This is a genomic window from Prosthecobacter debontii (assembly GCF_900167535.1).
Taxonomy (GTDB): domain Bacteria; phylum Verrucomicrobiota; class Verrucomicrobiia; order Verrucomicrobiales; family Verrucomicrobiaceae; genus Prosthecobacter; species Prosthecobacter debontii.
Genome location: NZ_FUYE01000005.1, coordinates 169980 through 188054, shown reverse-complemented (window position 1 = coordinate 188054; position 18075 = coordinate 169980). Strand labels below are relative to the sequence as shown.

Sequence of the window (18075 nt, the reverse complement as noted above, 5' to 3'; positions counted from 1 at the left end):
CCCTGATCATGACCCGAAAACTCATTCTTTTTTGCCTCGTCTTGGCCGCTGGCGCTCTGGTGTTTTTCGGTCTGAATTCGAAGCGTTTCAGCAGCAGTTCCGCGCACAAGACGCTGACGGTGTATTGCGCCGCCGGATTGAAACGCCCGGTGGAAGAATTAGCCGCTCAATATGAAAAGGAGTTCGGCGTGCAGGTCTCTCTGCAATTCGGAGGCACCGGCACTCTGCTGGCTCAGCTCAGAGTCGCCAGCCAAGGAGATCTCTTCCTGGCTGCCGACGAAGGAGCGATGGACGAGGCCCAAAAGCTCAAGGTCATCCGCGAAGTCATCCCCGTGGCACTGCAACATCCCGTGATTGTGGTGGCCAGAGGTAACCCGAAAAACATCCACACTATCACCGATCTGGAGCGACCAGATGTTCGCCTCGCTCTGACCAATCCCGAAGCCGCCAGCATCGGTAAGATCACTCAGCGATTGCTCGGGGCGCGCTGGACGGCCCTGGCTTCCAAAGCCATCGTCATGAAGCCGAGCGTGACCGAGGTGGCTGCCGATGCCAAGCTAGGCACCGTGGACGCCACCCTCATCTGGGATAGCCTGATGCCGCAGCACCCTGAACTGGAGATGATCCGCGTGCCCGAACTCTCTCACCACGAAGAAAAAGCCTGTGCGGCTGTCCTCACCAGCGCCAACTCACCTGATGAAGCCTTGAAATTCGCTCGTTACTTGGTCGCTTTGGATCGAGGAGCTGCAGTCTTTCAACGCCATGGTTTTTTACCCGCAGGAAGTCGAGCGAACTGAACCCGCTCATTTCCGACAGCCGTGCCTCTTGATTCCACACTTATCCCTCTGTCCGTCATGCGTTTCTTTTGGTCTCTCCTGATCTGCTTCACCTACGCGGCAATCGATGCCGCTCCTCTCCCGGATAATGTGGAACTCGGCCCTCCGAAGATTCAGCTCCCGGCCAGCGTGCAGCAGCTCTCCCCGTTAGAAGTGGCCGCTTGGCTCACGGCCCACCCCGAAGCAACGGTGATCGACCTGCGCATGCCCGAGGAAATCACCCGAGAAGGTCGCCTCACGGGCTCCCACCACTATGACTTCCTCCAGAGCAGCACCGCTGACAAGCTGGCTCAACTCGATCACGACAAGCCTTACCTGCTTTATTGTGCCTTGGGGGGACGCTCCGAGAAAGCCGCTGTGCAGCTTTCCCAGCAAGGATTCAAACAACTCGTTATCCTCAAAGGCGGACTGGACGCCTGGCTCAAAGCCGGCCAGCCCGTGAGTAAATGAGGGCGTAGCAGTCAGGCATCATTGCACGAGGCTCAATTCAGATGGAGCGTTGATCTGAGTTTGCAACTTTCGTTATACTTGCTGATCTTACCTTTGATCTGAACGGTCTTACCCGGCAATCCATCAAAGCACGACCCGAGCTGTTCAGCCTGACGACGATTGATGGCGATATTGAAATCGGTGCCTTCGAACTCCATCAGTTTGTGACCACTGCTCCCAAGCGTGGCCACGCGCTTTACCTTCCCAACCACGGTCGTAGCCAAGCCAAAGTTGGCTTCCAATCACCCCACATCCTTGGCATTCACCGCATTGGGGTCACGAGCCACCGCGACCATGGCCGCAGCCGGAGCGGGAGTCGAAGGCATGCCCGGGGTCGCCGCAGATGGCAGAGTCTCTGGGGCCGGAGCTACGGCAGCCATCGGAGCCACAGGGGTGACCGCCGTGGCACCGAGGCCTAACAACTCAATGAGTTGTTTTTTACTACGCTCCGAAAGTTTCGTGATTTCCAAAGGCTGATCAGCCCCCGTGTCCATGGTGAACAGGACTGTTCCCGGTGTCGCCTCCTTCACCTGAGCCTCAAACATACGCCCATCCGCCAGCACCCAGGCATCTAACGCCTACGCAGGCAGCGACAAAAGGACCAATGAGGCAAAGACAGGACGAAGACAAGGAATACTCACAAGTTGGTTAGGCCGGTGGGTTGGCTCCACGGTGCAAGCCACGTTTCCGCCACCTATCAGCAACCTTCTATGCCTGATTTCCCATCGTGTTTGAGCCAGCTACTTTCTAAAGATGAAGTAAACTGCTCCACACATGCACAGTGCCGCCCAGAGGTAGTCCCATTTCAGGGGCTGCTTCATGTAGAACAGGACAAAGGGGACAAAGACCGTCAGCGTGATCACTTCCTGCAAGATCTTAAGCTGAGGTAGGCTCAAAACGGTGCTGCCAATCCGATTGGCCGGCACCTGGAGCAGGTATTCGAATAATGCGATGCCCCAGCTCAAAAGCGCCGCAATGAGCCACGGCTTGGCCTTCATATCCTTGAGATGAGCATACCACGCGAAGGTCATGAAGACATTCGAGGCAAACAACAGCCCTACCGCTTTGGCAACCGGCCAGTCCATACTCAAAGGTTATTCCACCAAATATAAAATACGCCCACAGCTTTCACACTGGGTGATCGTCTCCCCAGCCTTCAGTTGCTGAATGGTACCCATCACCACTTTCATGTGACAGCCCCCGCAGATCCCATTCGTCAGTGCAACCACTGCCGAATCACCTTTTTTGGTAAAGAGTCGATTGTAGAGATCCAGGGCTGGTGCTTCGACGGGTGCCGCTGCCGTAGCACGTTCCGCTTCTTCCGAGGCCAACCGCGTTTTGACCCCTTCTGCTCGGATGGCCAGTGTTTTCAAATCTCCGTTCACTCGCTCCTGGGTGACCGCCAGCTTGGCCTGAGCTTCCTTGAGCACGGCTTTGGCCTCCTCCAGAGCCTCCATGTGCTCCAGCTCCGTATCTTCTAAAGCCCTGACATCTCCCTCATAACGCTTGATTTCGTGTCCTAAGGCTTGGAATTCGTCATTCTTACGTGTTTCAAACTGCTGATCCTGAAGGCGTTTGATGGAATTCTGGCGGGTGGCGATATCGAGCTCCACGCCCTTAATTTTGACCTCGATTTCTTTGACCTTTTGAGTGGCTGAGTCCGTGGCGGCTTGGTCCCCAGCCAATTGCATTTTGGCCATCGCTTCGTTTTTGGGGATATCCTTGAGTTCCTTTTGAAGGCTACGGATGCGCTGATCGCGCTCCTGGAGTTTGAGCAATTGGGTGATTTCCGGCAGCATTGTCCCCTATGATGGCGCAGACTTCACTGCTGACGCAAGGACCTTCCTCAGATAAAGAAAGACCTCCGCCCGATTGAAGGCGGAGGTCTTACCAAGGAAATCTACCGACTCCCAATTTATTTCGCGCGGCGGCGGCGGAAGCCCAGGGCCAGAAGAGCACCCATCAGCAGCAGCGCACGACTTGGCTCAGGCACGACAACCAGGACGCCGTAATTGGCAAACAGGCTGGTGTTCCAGCTCAACCCAGGAGAGAGGGTAGGCAGATACAAATCTGAACTTTCATAGCCACCACCAAGACGCTGAGCGGAACCCGCCGAGAAGCCTACATTGGAGATCGTCGTCCAATCCAACAGGTTGAAAACATCACCGACCTGAGGGGCATAGTTGCTAGAGTAGCTCACTCGAATCGTGCCATCTCCATTGAGGTTCAACTCTCCCCCAACATTCACGTAGTCGTGGCCGCTGAGATTACCAAAAGTGCCGTTCAGAGCGCCCTGTTGATCTGCAGTGCCAGTGCCCAAGCCCAAAATGAATGTGGAGTAGTCCTCGCCATTCCATCCCAGGTCTGTCAGAGTCGTCGTCGCACCGCCGAGTTGCAGTGTCAGGCGTTCCACAGGATCGGTCGCTGTGCCTGCGGCCAAAGTGAGGTTTTGACTGATGTAAAGATGACCGATCTGGTCCCCGGCATTGCTCAGTCCGCCCGTGCTGCTGAGACCTGGAGCGAGCGTGCCTTTGCGGCCGACAAGTCCGATAGCATCCGTTACGACCAGAGACCCGAGGATGCTGCCACGGTTGGTATTGTCAGCGCGCAGAGCACCGACACCACCTCCACTGATCACCCCGTCAAAGGAGTAGCTGCCTCCCGTGCGGGCACTGACATCAAAACCAGCACCTGCCCCCACCTGAATCCAGCGGCTTTCATTGATCGCTCCAGATCCCGTCAAGACCAATCGGCCCGCATTGATTTTGGTGTCACCCACATAGGCGTTATTGGCCGAACTCAGTGTCAATTCACCGGCATTGGATTTAACCAAGTTGGTGGAGCCATTGATTTGACCGCCATACACCGTGTTCGTCGACTGATTCACGGTCAGCGTATTGTAGTCAAAGCCGCCGTTGTGGATGGAACCACCTGTGCCTTTGAGGGCAGCCACTTCCTGGTTGTAGCCGTTCAGATCGAACATGCCGGAGAACCGAGTCGTCAGCTCAGTCGTGACTGGCAGTGTATTATTGCGGCCAATCTGGAGAACACCATTCTCAATGTTGGTATTACGGAAGCTGTTGGCAGCACCACTCAGGATGATCATGTCCTGGCCAACCTTCGTGAGATCGAAGTTACCGGTGATGTTGCCATCGATGTGCAGGTAGGAGCCGCGCAGACCTGGATCATTCGGATTCAGGTTCGTGGTGGTGTTCATCTTGCCCATGTCATACATGAAGTGGTTGCTACCGTTCGAGGTGCCGGCTGGGTAAAGCTGCCCCAGATAAGAGTCGGACAACAGATTGACGGTGATTCCACTGGTCAGAGTATGGTTCACGGCCACTTGCTCCCAGTCGAGAGGCAGATAGCCCATGATGGAACCTCCATCGAGGTCGATGGTGCGCGTGCCGGTCTGGCTGGCCATGATCTGGAGGTGAACACCGGTCGGCAGAGTGTAGTTACCACTGCCACGAGCCTGGTTCACAGCCCAACGCTCTGTCGAACCCCATGCTTGAGTCAAATTCGCGGTCGGAGTCCAATTAGGAACACCGATCTCGAGGGCTCCTGTCGGGTTGATGATCGCGCTGATGCTGGCATCACCAAAGGCACCATTGTGCATCACACGGACACCTCCCTCACCGATGGTGAAGGTGCGACCGTTAATAAAGCTAGAGCTGTTGTCACCCAGGATCAGCATACCGATACCGATCTTCCGAACATCGAACAATCCCTGGTTGTAAATGCCATTGACACCTGTGCCACTACCGAGCTGGACTCCTGTGGTTGCTCCAGGGCCACCACGATCTGTCTCAATGTTCAGCAAATAGTGATCATACAAGGTCACCGCGCCTGTGCGCATCACGCTGCGGAGACCGTCCATACGCAGAACGACGGCGCCTTCTTGGCCGGTGCCAGCCACTGCATTGGTCGTCTTCAGATCAATCGCAGGGATCTGAATGGTGCGGTCTGTCGCCGAGATCCCATAAATACGGTTGTAATCGGTCGCCGTGATCTTGCCACCCGTCCAGGTGAAGACATCAGGAGTGCCCGGATTGAAGTTATAACGAACCTCCGTCAGGTTAAACGTATTGTCGCGGTCGTTCATGCGGCTGCCATTCAAGAAGACCTGACCCGTGCTGGCTGCGCCTGGGGTCAAGAACTGAATGCCACCGCCGTTAACCACCCAATCCCCCGTGAACTGAGACTGCTCAGAGCGGATGTTCACGAACCCAGTGCCTGATTTGACCACCTTAGTGGCGTAAATCTTACCATTGAGCTGCAGGGTGTTATTGCTGGCAGACAAGAAGGCTTCCTTGGTTCCATTGACGCCGAAATACAGGTTGGCGTTAATCGTCGGCGAGTTACTGCTGACCTGCATCAAACCACCGCTGCGGATGGTAATGCTGTCGTAGCCAGCGGCGGCGTTGGTGTTGATATCACGCTGAACGCGCAGAGCATGGACATCCAAGTTTCCACCCAGAGTGAAGGTAGCACTTCCTTCCAGGCTGACAATTTCCGAACCATCGTTGGCTGGCACCACGGTTCCGGGAGTGAGTGTCGTTGTCGTGATCGCTTTGTAGTTCGACGGCGCGCCTCCTTGAGTGATCAATTGGAAGCCATTGGTCGAATCATACTTCAAGAATTGGCTATCCACGCGGCTGAATATCCAAGGCTCTACCATTCCTTGGGAATCCACCAAAGACGAGCCATTGGCAGCGATGAGACGAAGTGCAGAAGCTGTTCCTGAAGCACCGAGAATGTTAGCCGTGTTGGTGCTGTCCACCATCGTCGTAATCATGAGAGTGCCATCTCCCGAACGAATGATGTCACCCACCTTCAGTTCGGCCCAGTTGCTTCCACGCCGACGCAGGGCCACTTCGGAGCCACCACCGATTGTCAAGTTGCCAATCGTTTCCGAGTTAAACTCATTGTTGGTATCGTCACCATACATTTCCAGAACTGCAGTGTTCAAGGTCATGCCCGTGCTGTCCGCCCAACGCCCTTGGCTACCAGCATAAGCGAACACGGTGCCGTTATCGAACCGAATGCGAGACCCAGGATGGAAGATCAAATTGTTAAGATTCGCGCCAGCTGCCCCACGCAGAGTGCTACTGCCCCCCTCCATACGAATTTCCCCGAACACATCCACATCGCCAAAACCGAGCATGGAACGGTAGCTGGACGCCCCTACCTGGCCACCTTGTAGAATTAATGGAGCGCCTCGAAACGCGCCAGACAAGTCACGTGTGCGAGAAACCAAGGTTCCTCCTTCGAAGGAATTGCTAGCGTTGCTGCCGATGGCTACACCACCATAGCCCATCACGTTTTGACCACCGCCTACCACTAAGCGAGATGTGCCAGAAAGCTGGTCAGAACCCGCCAACGCAGGGTTCATGGTCACCGTGCCATTGTGACCACCACCGAGGCGATATTCATCGCCCATCGGTCCCCAAGGCATGAGGCTGTTGGCACTCACGGTGCCGCTACCTTCCTGAGATCCGAGCCACCAGTTGGCAAAAATGCCCCCGTTACGCCCATAAAAATCAGGATCGACGGCGAGAGTTTGGCCTCCTGAGACCGCCAAGATACCATTACCGTTCCCAACAATAGTGGCTGTCGTTGCAATTCGATTGATCACGGAATTGAAGGTGTCGGAGAAAGTTGCCGCACCATCATTTCCACGCAGTCCAATCACTGGGAATGCACTATTGCTCGTCACAATTTGGGTCACACCCGTGGCCCCTAGAGACGAGATACCGCGAACCGCCAAAGAAGCCCCGGCGAAAACCCGAACGGCACCTTGACCCAACGTCCCGTTAGCTTGACGAACTTGAAGTTCACCCGCCCAAACATCAGTGCCACCAGCATAGGTGTTAGGGGCATTATTATCAAAGGCCAGAAGATAAGTCCCAGCTTTGTTGAGCTTACCCTCACCAGACACGACCGAACCATTGCGGAACAGCGTGAACGCACTGTCTGTTCTAAACCAAGGCGCATCATTGATCACCACCGAGCTATTGATGTTGATCTGATCACCAAAGCTGGCCGCCTGGAAGATGATCCAAGGACTGTTGTTGGTGGTAAAGATATTCCCGTTGGTATTGTTCGTGGCACCGATGGAAATATGAGCATTGGTGGATCCCACACGTTGGTTCACGAACGTCGTCTGGCCATTCACTGTAACCGTCTGATTGGGTGCGCTGAAGCGAATCCCAGTTGTTCCAGAAGTATTCGCCATACGGATAACACCAAAATTGGAGATGATGTTACCTGTGCCGCCGACTGTGGCGGTATCCCCCACAGTGAACCACTCCCCACGATTGAGGATAAAGTCACCCGTCAGTGAATTGCTGGCACTGTTGAAGCGGAGCACACCATTACCCGTTTTTGTGATGGCTGCCGTGCTGGTTACAGCGCCGTTAAAGGTCGTCGTTGCAGTATTCACACGAATACCGATGCCGCTGCTACCTTGCAGTTTAGTTTCTCCGTTGACGGTGAGGTTGTAAAAAAGGTTGCTATTCGGAGTGTTACTCTCGATCTGAAGCAACGTGCCGCCTGCCCCATCGGTTCCTTTAACCGTCAATGTCGGAATGGTAATGGTCCGAGTGGAAGGCAAGGCAACCGAGCCAAAACGGTTCAGATCGATACGAGCGATCGGCACGTTCTGAGCAATGACAATCTCGTGATTGAATGTCTCGTCCGTGCTTGCCGTGCGAAGAGACAACACAGGCATCTGAGAGCCGTTGTTGTTGTTATGATAGTCAGCATGCAGGGTGATTGTCGAGGCCGTGCCGAGTGTTCCTGGGCCGTTCGCAATCAGAGTGCCACCGTTAACCTGAATGTTACCTGTAATGGCATTGGTGGTGTTGGCCAAAACCACAGTGCTTGGGCCGCCACGAGTCAGATTAGCAGCGGTCACCTTGCCATTAATGGTCAGCGTGTTATCAGCGGCATAGATGATCCCTTCCACAGGAGTCGTGCCGTTTCCAAAGTAGAGGTTGGAATCGATGGTCACCGCTCCGTTGGTGATCAAGCCACCGCTGTGGAGGTTGATCTGCTGCCCCGTCAGCGTCGTCGTGCCTGTGACACGCAAGGCATAGGAATTGACCGTTCCACTGAGAGTGGCGTTTCCAGCCGTGCTGTAGTGAGCTACGGATGTGTTGGTAAGACCGGCCAGGAAGCTAGCGCCCGTGCCTGTGACATACGGCATGTTCACCACGCCCGTATCGGTGTTGTAACTGAGATAGCCCAGGTTGGTGGCGCTGAAGAACCATGGATCGAACATGCCATTGTGCATGTTGGCAGCAACCCAAGCTGGATCATTGATGTAGAACTTCTGAGATTGTAGCGCACTGCTGCCCAATTCGGCCACAGTGGTATTACGCAGCGCGAGAACAGCCTGACCATCACGCACGATGCCTTCATTGGTGATAAGGATCGGCTGACCGTTGGTGCCGTTACGCTCCAGGAAGATGCCAGCACCGCCCTTGACGGTAACTTCACCGATCGTTTCGCTATTCACACGACCACTGCTGTTAATGATGCCGAATTGAGCACCATCCAAGATCATGGGTTCATTATCTCCCCACTTGTTCTCGTGGGTCGAAAAGCCGAGGTTACTGTTTTCGAGACGTGCGATCACGAATTGATCGTTCACGTCCATGTTGTAGTCGAGACGCAGGGCACCACCGGGACGCAAAATCACATCATTCACCTGAGCTCCAGCGTCATTGGTGAAGCGCCCGTCACCACGTGCTTCTAAGCGCCCATAGACCTCGAATTGAGGAGTCGCATAGTCACCGTGGAAAATCAGGATGTTGCCAATGGAACCATAATCCGCACCGCGGTGAATGGTGGTGTTGCCTGTGTAGTTTTGGTTTCCATACGTTCTGATCTGAGCGATCGAGTTCGTCGGCACGTTACCCACGCTCAAGGGGGAGCGCCCCAAGACCACGGAGTTATCACCCGTCAAAACATTTGCGCTAACAAGACCCAACACACCGCCGTTGGTGCCCAGGAAGCGGTAAGTATTGTCAAAACCGACACCGAGAGTCGATGGCATATAGAAGGTCGCGCCTTGGAAGGCCGAGATCCCCCAGCGGCCACTGCCCATAGCGGCCTGGTCCAGGGTGCTGGTGTAAAGGCCACCATCACCTAAGCCTAAGGAGATGCTGCCATTGCTGGTGGAGCGCAGGCCATAGCTCGAAAGCGGAGCGTCGGTGCCCAGATCAATACGAACAGTGCCGGATGTCTCCGAACCAAAGGTCTGCAAACGCTGACCTTGGGCGGTCAAAACGTTGCTCGGAGCCGCCATACGGATTGCCGTAGTGGTGGTGAAGCCTTGGTTCAAGATGATGTCGCCCGTGCCGGCATTCGCCTGAGCATTGAGGGTAAGCGTCACACCGGGGGCCCGGATCTCATCCGCACCGCGCGTGCCCAAATAAAGGGTGCCTTGGGTGATGACCAGACCACCGCTCCAGGTGGCGCTGTTGTCTTTATCAATCGTCAGGTCAGAGGCACCAATCTTGGTCAGAGTGTAATAATTGCCCCCGTCACTGATTCCGCCGGCTAAGACAAGTTGAGAATCGTTTTGAACACGGGCGTGATTCGTGAGCGTCGTGAGACCATCGAAACGTGGGATATAGGTGTTCGCCCCCGTGGAAAGGAACCTTTGAACATCCAAGGTGAGCGTTCCAAACGTCAGCAATTTATTGCCACCACCTCCCGTAGGACGGCTGGCATCGATGATTGAATCTCCACCTTGATGAATAACATTATTGCCGAGCTGGATGATCTGCTGGTTACCGGTGCTATCACCAATGGCATAGGCTTCCCACTCACCACCGCGCAGCAAGACTGTCGTCGTGCTCGGGATGGAAGAAGCAAAGGAGGTCGGTGTGGCCCAGGATTGGTCGTTGAGCCATGTTCTCACGATCCCCTGATTGATCTCAAGCACATCCAGGGAGTTCGGTGTGTTCCCACTAATGTTATCCAGCACCAAGCGTCCCGACCCCACTTTGATGATGCGGGAACCTGCTCCGCCGACGACCTGTCCCGAGAAGGTTTGAGTGGCGGTGGTGCCAGGAGACTCACGTCCAACCGTCAGTTTGGCAGCACCCAGATTCAGCACACCTCCGGCAAACTGGAACTCAGCCCCTGCCCGACCTCCTGAGAGGTTACCAAACTCTTGGTCGAAGTTATTCAGATCGACTGTTGCCCCAGGAGAAATGGTCACGATCGAACCACTCACCGCGTTGAGATTGGTAAAGGTTGGGAAAACATTCGCGGCCCCTGCACGCAACGTGCCTTCATTCACGGTGATACCGCCCTGGAATGTAGCAGCGGTGTTCAATTGCAGAACTCCACGACCAAACTTCACAAAGACCGGAGCATTATTGACAGCCGGATCCACATTGGTGGAGAAGGTGTTGGTGGAGTTGTCACGGACATTCGTCAAAGGCACCGAGATGGAGGAAACCGCAGCACTGTCCACATAGAGATTGAGCTGATTGTTACCAAAATCGAGCTGAGAACCGGTGCTACCCGTAATACTAGCGCCATTGTTGAGGATGATACCCGCCTGACCACTGCTCCCCACACTGAGCTTATAGGTCGCCAGATCCACAGCCGCATCCGAGCGGAAGGCATAGACGGAGCGATTGGCTGTCAGCAGGCTGGCGGTTGCTCCAGCGTTGAAGACTTGAGTGGCCCCAGAAGCCAAGTCCAGATTTCCGGTGCCGCCGTAGCTGGCGGTGGTGATCGAATACGGGCCAGAGCCAGTCGTTGTCACATAATCAGCAGCCGCGTTGCTGCCGCTTGCAGTGCGAACCGCCCAGGTGCCAACGATGCCATTCCCCAGAGTTGGATTCGTTGAGAAGGTGATCAACTCTTGAGTACCGAGATTGCCCAACTGAGGCACGAAGGTCACCGTGCCAGCGCCAGATCGAGCCAAGGTGGAGAAGCCGAAGGTGGTGGAGAAGGCATCCGAAGCTTGGTCATTCACCACCACGCGTGCACCGCCGCTGACGGTCAAACCTGCCGTGCTGATGGCAGAACTGGTGGCTCCGGTCCGGCCATCCAGCTGGATTGTGCCGTTGGCGACCGTGAAGGCACCTGTGCCGAATGGGTTACCACTGGTGGTCTGGGCTTTACCGATCAGGGTGCCGGCAGTCACCGTCGTGCCACCTGTGTAGGTGTTGCCAGTGCCAGAAGTTGGATTCAAAACCACCGTTCCGGTTCCGACTTTGTTCAGGGCACCGGCAGCACTGATGACACCTGTAAAGTTGACATCGCCACCCGTCATCGCGCTCACATTGAGACCGCGGGTCATGGTGATACTACCGCTGAAGGTTTTCGGATCGGTGCCGTCCAAGCCACCGAGAGTTTGGACACCCGCTGTCGCCGAGTTGGTAATGTTCCGAGAAATGGTGCGTGCGCCATTCAACAGGATCTGGGAGGTGCCAGTGGAACCAAATGTGACTGCGGAAGTGCCAGTGCCCAGAGCATTGTTGTGCCCGAGCACCAGATAACCGTTATTGATGGTGGTCGTGCCGTTGTAGGTGTTGTTGCCGTTCAGCCACAGGGTTCCCTGCTCAGCTTTGAGGACGTTGAAGGCACCGGTGATGGCTCCTTGGACCGTGGTCAGAGCACCGCGGGTGCGGAAGTTAATGTCGCGAGCCAAGGCCACATCTCCATTCACGGTAAAACGATAACCATGAGCACCGTCGGTGATGAGGTCAAAGTTGGTCACACTAGCGACGGCGGCCCAACTGATGGAGGGCACCTGGATCTCTTGGTTGACGTTGGTTGGGCTCACCGTTTCGGGAGCCACGGTCACGATGCGGTTACTGCCGTTGTTACCACCGGTGAAGCTAAGAGGGTAGTTATAGAGGAAGGGGCCTGAACCATCCTTCATGAAATTCAGACGGGCGGTGCGGTCATTGTTCACCGCCATGGTGATGGTCGTGCCGACACCACCGGCAGAGAGATGTGTCAAAACAAGATTTCCTTGCTGAACTTGCAAGCCTCCCTTGAAGGTGTTAGCTTCGCCAAGCACCAAAGTGCCGCCATTGCGCTTGATCAATGTGCGATCTCCCGTGCCAGTCTGCTCAACTACCCCCATCAAATAGATGAAGCCGGAGTTAAAGCCTTGGTTATCAAAACCGACGTCAATGTAGCTGTTACCAGCCGACGTGTTCGTCAAAGTCGTCTTACCCAAAAAGAGGAAACCATTCTGACGCGTGGTGCTGGAATAGGTCGTCAGCACACGATCGTTTCCATCCAGGCGCAGCGTGTTGAGTGTAATCAGGCTCTGCCCCGAGCCACCAAGAGATTCGGCTCTCAATGTCGCGTTACCGCCAGCCACATCAATATTCCGTGCGGCATATTGGCTGTCAGTCGCGAAATAAGTGCCTGTCTGGAGAGACAACCGGAGATCGCCCGAACGGAGATTGATCGTATTGTTAGTCGTGCTGAGAGCTCCATTTTGGCCGACGACCAGAGCACCACCGCTACCCACGGTGACCTGACCTGAGTAGTTTTGCGCCTGCGGAAGATAAATGACACCGCCGATGTTCGTGCGTGCGTTTTGGTCGGGGGCACCCACGATCAAAGGGAAAGCTCCCGTGAGCACATTGGCATTGGTGATGGTTAGGGTGCCGCCGCCAGAGCCAAGACGGAAAGCGCGAGAAGTATCCACTGCCGTATTACCCGTTGGCGTGATCGTCGCACCTGTAAAGATGGCATTGGCGGTCGTGGCACCAAACCACACTTCGGCAAACGGAGCCACATTGCGAATCAGCCCTGGGAAATCCACGGCAGTCTCCATGCCATAAATCTGCACGGCGACACGACGGGCTTGCCCCGACTGGCTGTTCGTCACAAAGATGTTGTTACCGCCCGATGAAAGCGGAGCGCTCCCCGTATTGAAGCTCTGGAAGGCGATGTTGCTTCCATCGCCATAACCAGGGCCGAAGCCGATGGCCGCCGCGTTACTGTTATCGCTGTTATGAATGACAATGCGCTGATTGCTCCCCACATTGGCTGGAGAATCGATGTGCAAGGCCCCCGCACCACCAATGCCGATGTCATTACCAATGACGTTAGTCCCCAGATTCCCGTTCCCGCGAACCCAGAGCAGACCTTCGGAAACCGTGGTTCCCATGGAGTAGGTCTTGGCATTGTCGATGACCAGTGTGCCACCGCCACGCTTCACGATCCCACCATTGTATAAATCACCCTCAAAACGACCGATGGCCGCACGTCCACCACCCGAAGAGCCACCGTCGAGACGGATGTAACGGACTTCTCCATTCAGATCCAGCGGGTTGACCATGGTCACCACGTGAGTGGCGTTACCACCGTTCAAGGTGAAGATGCTGGGGTTGAAGTAAGTGCTGCCCCAGGTCACTGGAGCGCCACTGCCACCGAAGTTGACCTTGATCGGGCTACCATAGGCACTGAAGCCCGAACCCGTGCCACCAGTGAATTGAATTTGATTTGAACCTGCCCCGAGCGCGCGCGTGAAGTCACGATCGTATTCTAAAACAGATTGGCCAACGATGCTGCCCACCACATTGATGTTGGTGGATGGAATCGCGCTGTAGCTAGGATCGAAAGACCGATAACCGATGAAGTCACGGAGCACCCCTTCATTCATGTAGGTGGAACCGGTGTAAGCTTGATTGGCCATCAAGGAGACCGTGTTCGGACCAGCTTTCACGACTGACACCGGATTAAGCCCGTTGTCGGTGATCACCGCCGACACAATCCCGTTAGCGTTCGCGGTATGGAGGAACAACTCATAGGTCCCGGTGGAACCTGCTCCTGCCGTGATGAAACCGTTGCTGATGGTATGAGTCGGACCGCCCGAAGAGTTGCGGCTAAACATAATGCCTCCATTTTCCACGGACAGGGTGAATCCACCCAGGTCCAGCGTGCGCGCTGTATCGGTGTAGATATTCATCGTGTTGATGCTGCGGTTACCTGTCAAGGTGGCACCGTTGGAGGTCAGCTTGACATTGAGAGTGCCGCCGGTCCAAGTTGTCTGAGCAGAATCCGTGGAGTAATCAGCGGCTACGAGAGCAGTGTAACCATTCGACCCGTATTTGACGAATTCGCCGGAGCCGTTGATCAGACGAGTCGTCGCCCAACCACCAATGGTGCCATTGTAATGATTCACGGTGGCTAAATTCAAGATACGGGACTGAGTGGAGGTGCCCAACTGCGCCGCCCCCGAAATCGTGCCGTTCACTTCCATGTAGAGAGTCGAACCCATCGCCTCACGAGTGAGTGAGGATAGAGTCAGCAACACCGAGGTGGAAGTCGTATTCCCACGCATGTCCATCATGCTGCCGCCGCCTTTCAGAGTCACGGCTCCCACGGTCTCGGCGAAATTGAAAGCGGGGTTCCCCGTGAAACCAGAGTTTTCCAGACGAATACGACCGCCATAGAGATCGATCGGAGTCGCATCATTCAGGCGGCCCTCTGTCGAGTTCGCTGTATTTAAAAACACCAATTGGAGGTTGCTGTTCCGCATGGTGAATCTCGACACATTCTGATAAGCATTCACAAACTCAGCCCGGACTTCACCCAGGATCGAGGTGATGCTGCCGGAATAAGTATTGGCGGAGGTGTTATTGGCGAAACGTAAGCCGCTAAGCCCATACTTGACGATGTCTGTGCTGCCAGTCACCACGCCATTCAACGAAATGAAACCGTGCGTATTGAATCTCACGTTTTGGTCCATGACTATGTTCCCGTTGAACTGCAAGGTCCCGACGACGTCATTGTGAATGACGGTATCACCTGTGAAGGTGACGTTTCCGCTCAGGGCATTCGTGTTCACCCCATACATGCCACGAATGGCCCCCAGTCCAAGGTAACCGCTGCCACCGACGGTCCAGGTGTCGGTCACGGTGATCCCGTTCCCGTTGATCCCCCCCAACGCGAGGGTCGCACCGTTACTGACGGTGGTTCCACCTGCCGTTCCACCAAAGGCATTATTGACCAAGGCCAGCGTAATACCATCATTGAGAGTGTTTGCTCCTGTAAAGGTATTAGCACCGCTCAGGATCAGCATGCCATCCCCCTCTTTCACCAGACCAAATCCGGTGCCACTGATAACACCTGCCAAGTTCAGATTCCCTGCATCCACCTGCACTTTCAAATTTTCCGCCAAACTGATGGGCGCGCTGATGACGTTGCTCGCCGATCCCGTCTGAACGATAGCCGCATTCCCCAGTCCTCCACTGTTGAATGCCAATGTCCCGCCCGTCCCTGGAGCCAGGAAAAAATTAGTGCCTTGAGTGTTCGAAAAAGTCAGCCCCCCCAGTGTTACTGCGCCATCGAGAGTCACCGTTTGCACGCCTGGAGCGATCGGATTGAGCAACTCAGCCAGTGCACCATTGCTACTGGGCAGCACATTCGGGAGCCAGTTCGTGCTCGTCTGCCAACTGTAGCTACCTGGAAGATTCGGCGTCCAGAGCGTCTGAGCCGAGGCGACAGGAAGTGACATGACTGCCACGGTGGCCAGAGCTCGGCTCAGCCAACGACCACGGCGGGGGCGGTGATTGGCTGAGGTAGATGTTGATTGGGAGGTCATCATAACGTGTGAAGGAACTTGAAGGCGAGGAGGAGGACTCTAAAGAATAGGCATGCGCGCTAGCGGCGTGTCAGTGGAGGGGAAGCTGAAACGACGCGCTCCAACGACAAAAACCGCCGTCCTCCTCTAGGGAGAAAAGGCGAATTTGGAGGGTTGGGAAGACGCGGGATGGGCGGTGGGATACCATCAGGGGCTCGGTAAACGACTAAACGGTCTCTCTCTTTCTTCAGAATGTGAGAGTTAAATCTTTATTTTGAGGGTTAAAAGAGACCATGATTTTTTGGAATAAATGGCGACTTCATCACAAAGACTCTTCTGATGCGACAAAAAAAACGAATCCGAAAAAAATGTGAATTCACCTATTTAAATCCTGCCTAGCGCTCGGGTGAATAATACAAAACGATCTCACTTTTCACCAAACCGAGCGCAACAGTCATGACTAAGCGCCTCGGCGTTTAAATGTGAGGCGTATTGCAATACGAGTAATTCATCATCCTCCCAGCCTGCAATCCTTGTCAGCGGATCGGAAGTGAATGTGGGTGCTCTAAAACAGGCGCGCAGAGCCCATTTAGCCCAACTCCAGGTTGTGATCCGTCCAAATGGGGGTTTGATAAACGCCCATGGCTGCGAAAATTTCCCCCTTCGGTGCCACGGGGTATGGCATAGCGGGCCTATTAATGATGGGCCTTACCTCGGAGCTGCTGGCTCAAAGTCCCCCCATACCCCCCATTGAACCGGGCCTGGAAGAGGCGGTGAAATGGCGGTGGGTGCCAGAGGCGACCCCACAGAACTCCTGGGGCCTGCCTTTAGAACCCATCGGCTCGCCGGAGGGAGAGGTTCTATCTGGAGATTCGAAGGGCTCTTCAAGCTCCTTCCCCCAAGGGCCGCCTAAAACGACTCTGGAATACACCGTCCAGAAGGGAGATTCTCTCTACGTGATCGCTCGGCAACATGGGGTGACGCTGGATCAACTCAAAGCCTTCAATGAGTTGAAGAAAGACGTTATCCAGATTGGTCAAACACTACGCATTCCCAGTTTGGCCGACCTGCAAAAACTGGCCCCGCCTCCTGAGCCCGTCCGGGAAAAAAAGGTTTCCGTTCCTGCCGGTAAGACACCTCCTTCCACTCCTGAAAAGGTCTTGCTGAAGCGTCCCCTACCCTCCGCGGCCAGCAGTGTCGCCCGCATTGTTCTCATGCAGGCTTACCTTGATCGACAAGGTTTTTCCGCCGGGCCCATCGACGGCACGGATGGTCCGCTTTATGACGCATCCTTGCGCTCTTACGAGCTCACACACCCCGGTGAACTGAAAGGAGAAATGGGGCAGGTGCCCGAAGTCTTGCGCGCAATGGGCGGTGCTTACACCGATTATCAACTGCGCCGTGAAGATCTGCGCTGGATCAGCCCGACTCCTGACCCACTCCCCACCAAAGGACGCAAATCCGCGCCTCCGTCGCCCCCTCCGGCAGTGACTCTCTCCGACCTGACCTCCGCATCCTTCCTTCCCTATCGGAACGTGTGGGAGTTTGTCGCTGAGCGCTATCACTGTTCCGAGTCTTTTCTTCGCCGGATCAATAGCGGCCTGAAGGCCCCGATTCTGCCTGGGGCTCTTTTCATCGTGCCGAATGTGATCCCTTTTGATCTGGATGAAGCCCTGAAAGAACCGCTGCAACCGACTGCCGATCCGACGACTCCGATTACGGCCACTATCGTCTCAAACGCAAGGCTCGAAGTCCGCCGCAGTGGTAAGTTGATTGCCAGCCTCCCTGTCTCTGTCGCTCGCCCGGGCTTACGTGGTCGTGGCACCTGGAAAATCCTGGATGTGCTCGCCCGCCCCAAGCTGCTCTCGACAGGGTTACCCGAGGCCCCTTTCACCTCGCCGCTAACTCTCCCACCTGGGCCCAACAATCCGGTCGGTCCGATCTGGATTCATCTCGCCAAAGGGGATGCCGCCACGCCCCTGCCCTACGGTCTCCATGGCACCAGCATTCCGGGCTACATGAAGAAACAGGAAAGCTTGGGCGGCTTCAGATTGGCCAATTGGGACATCGCTCGGGTGGTGAGGTTGCTGCCGGTGGGGACACCCCTGACGTGGGAATGAGACAGTTGTAAACACTTTGTCAGGAGAGGGCTTCGAGGTTGCGCCACTT

General features: G+C 55.3%; 8 protein-coding genes. 3 read left to right on the top strand and 5 right to left on the bottom strand.

What is annotated here, in order from left to right:
* Window positions 1-8: 8 nt before the first annotated feature.
* Entirely contained in the window at window positions 9-797 is a 789-nt protein-coding gene (gene modA, locus B5D61_RS09400; protein ID WP_139373159.1) for a molybdate ABC transporter substrate-binding protein, read from the top strand.
* Between the two features lie 57 nt (window positions 798-854).
* Window positions 855-1286 (top strand): rhodanese-like domain-containing protein, encoded by a 432-nt coding sequence (locus B5D61_RS09395; protein ID WP_078813085.1) that lies wholly within the window; start codon window positions 855-857, stop codon window positions 1284-1286.
* 32 nt (window positions 1287-1318) lie between these two features.
* Here B5D61_RS09395 and B5D61_RS09390 read toward each other — a convergent pair whose 3' ends face one another.
* The 5 genes from B5D61_RS09390 to B5D61_RS09370 all read right to left on the bottom strand — a co-directional run bounded on the left by B5D61_RS09390 (window position 1319) and on the right by B5D61_RS09370 (window position 15930).
* Window positions 1319-1549 carry a hypothetical protein gene (locus B5D61_RS09390; RefSeq protein WP_139373158.1) on the bottom strand — a complete coding sequence of 77 codons (231 nt, stop codon included), beginning with the start codon at window positions 1547-1549 and terminating at the stop codon, window positions 1319-1321.
* An 18-nt stretch (window positions 1550-1567) separates the two neighbouring features.
* Window positions 1568-1870: a hypothetical protein gene (locus B5D61_RS09385; protein WP_078813083.1), complete on the bottom strand. Its 303-nt coding sequence runs from the start codon at window positions 1868-1870 to the stop codon at window positions 1568-1570.
* Between the two features lie 195 nt (window positions 1871-2065).
* Window positions 2066-2410 (bottom strand): DMT family protein, encoded by a 345-nt coding sequence (locus B5D61_RS09380; protein ID WP_078813082.1) that lies wholly within the window; start codon window positions 2408-2410, stop codon window positions 2066-2068.
* Between the two features lie 9 nt (window positions 2411-2419).
* Entirely contained in the window at window positions 2420-3124 is a 705-nt protein-coding gene (locus B5D61_RS09375) for a zinc ribbon domain-containing protein (protein ID WP_078813081.1), read from the bottom strand.
* Between the two features lie 116 nt (window positions 3125-3240).
* A complete protein-coding gene (locus B5D61_RS09370) occupies window positions 3241-15930 on the bottom strand; it encodes a beta strand repeat-containing protein (RefSeq protein ID WP_078813080.1) in 12690 nt (4229 codons plus the stop codon).
* Window positions 15931-16547: 617 nt separating this feature from the next.
* On the opposite strand from B5D61_RS09370, the gene B5D61_RS09365 reads away from it, so the two are divergent.
* Window positions 16548-18026 (top strand): LysM peptidoglycan-binding domain-containing protein, encoded by a 1479-nt coding sequence (locus tag B5D61_RS09365; RefSeq protein WP_078813079.1) that lies wholly within the window; start codon window positions 16548-16550, stop codon window positions 18024-18026.
* Window positions 18027-18075: the final 49 nt, after the last annotated feature.

Bases quoted from the DNA above. Each gene is read 5' to 3' on its own strand.
- modA (WP_139373159.1), top strand. From the start codon at position 9: ATGACCCGAAAACTCATTCTTTTTTGCCTCGTCTTGGCCGCTGGCGCT.
- B5D61_RS09395 (WP_078813085.1), top strand. From the start codon at position 855: ATGCGTTTCTTTTGGTCTCTCCTGATCTGCTTCACCTACGCGGCAATC.
- B5D61_RS09385 (WP_078813083.1), bottom strand. From the start codon at position 1,870: ATGTTTGAGGCTCAGGTGAAGGAGGCGACACCGGGAACAGTCCTGTTC.
- B5D61_RS09380 (WP_078813082.1), bottom strand. From the start codon at position 2,410: ATGGACTGGCCGGTTGCCAAAGCGGTAGGGCTGTTGTTTGCCTCGAAT.
- B5D61_RS09375 (WP_078813081.1), bottom strand. From the start codon at position 3,124: ATGCTGCCGGAAATCACCCAATTGCTCAAACTCCAGGAGCGCGATCAG.
- B5D61_RS09370 (WP_078813080.1), bottom strand. From the start codon at position 15,930: ATGATGACCTCCCAATCAACATCTACCTCAGCCAATCACCGCCCCCGC.
- B5D61_RS09365 (WP_078813079.1), top strand. From the start codon at position 16,548: ATGGCTGCGAAAATTTCCCCCTTCGGTGCCACGGGGTATGGCATAGCG.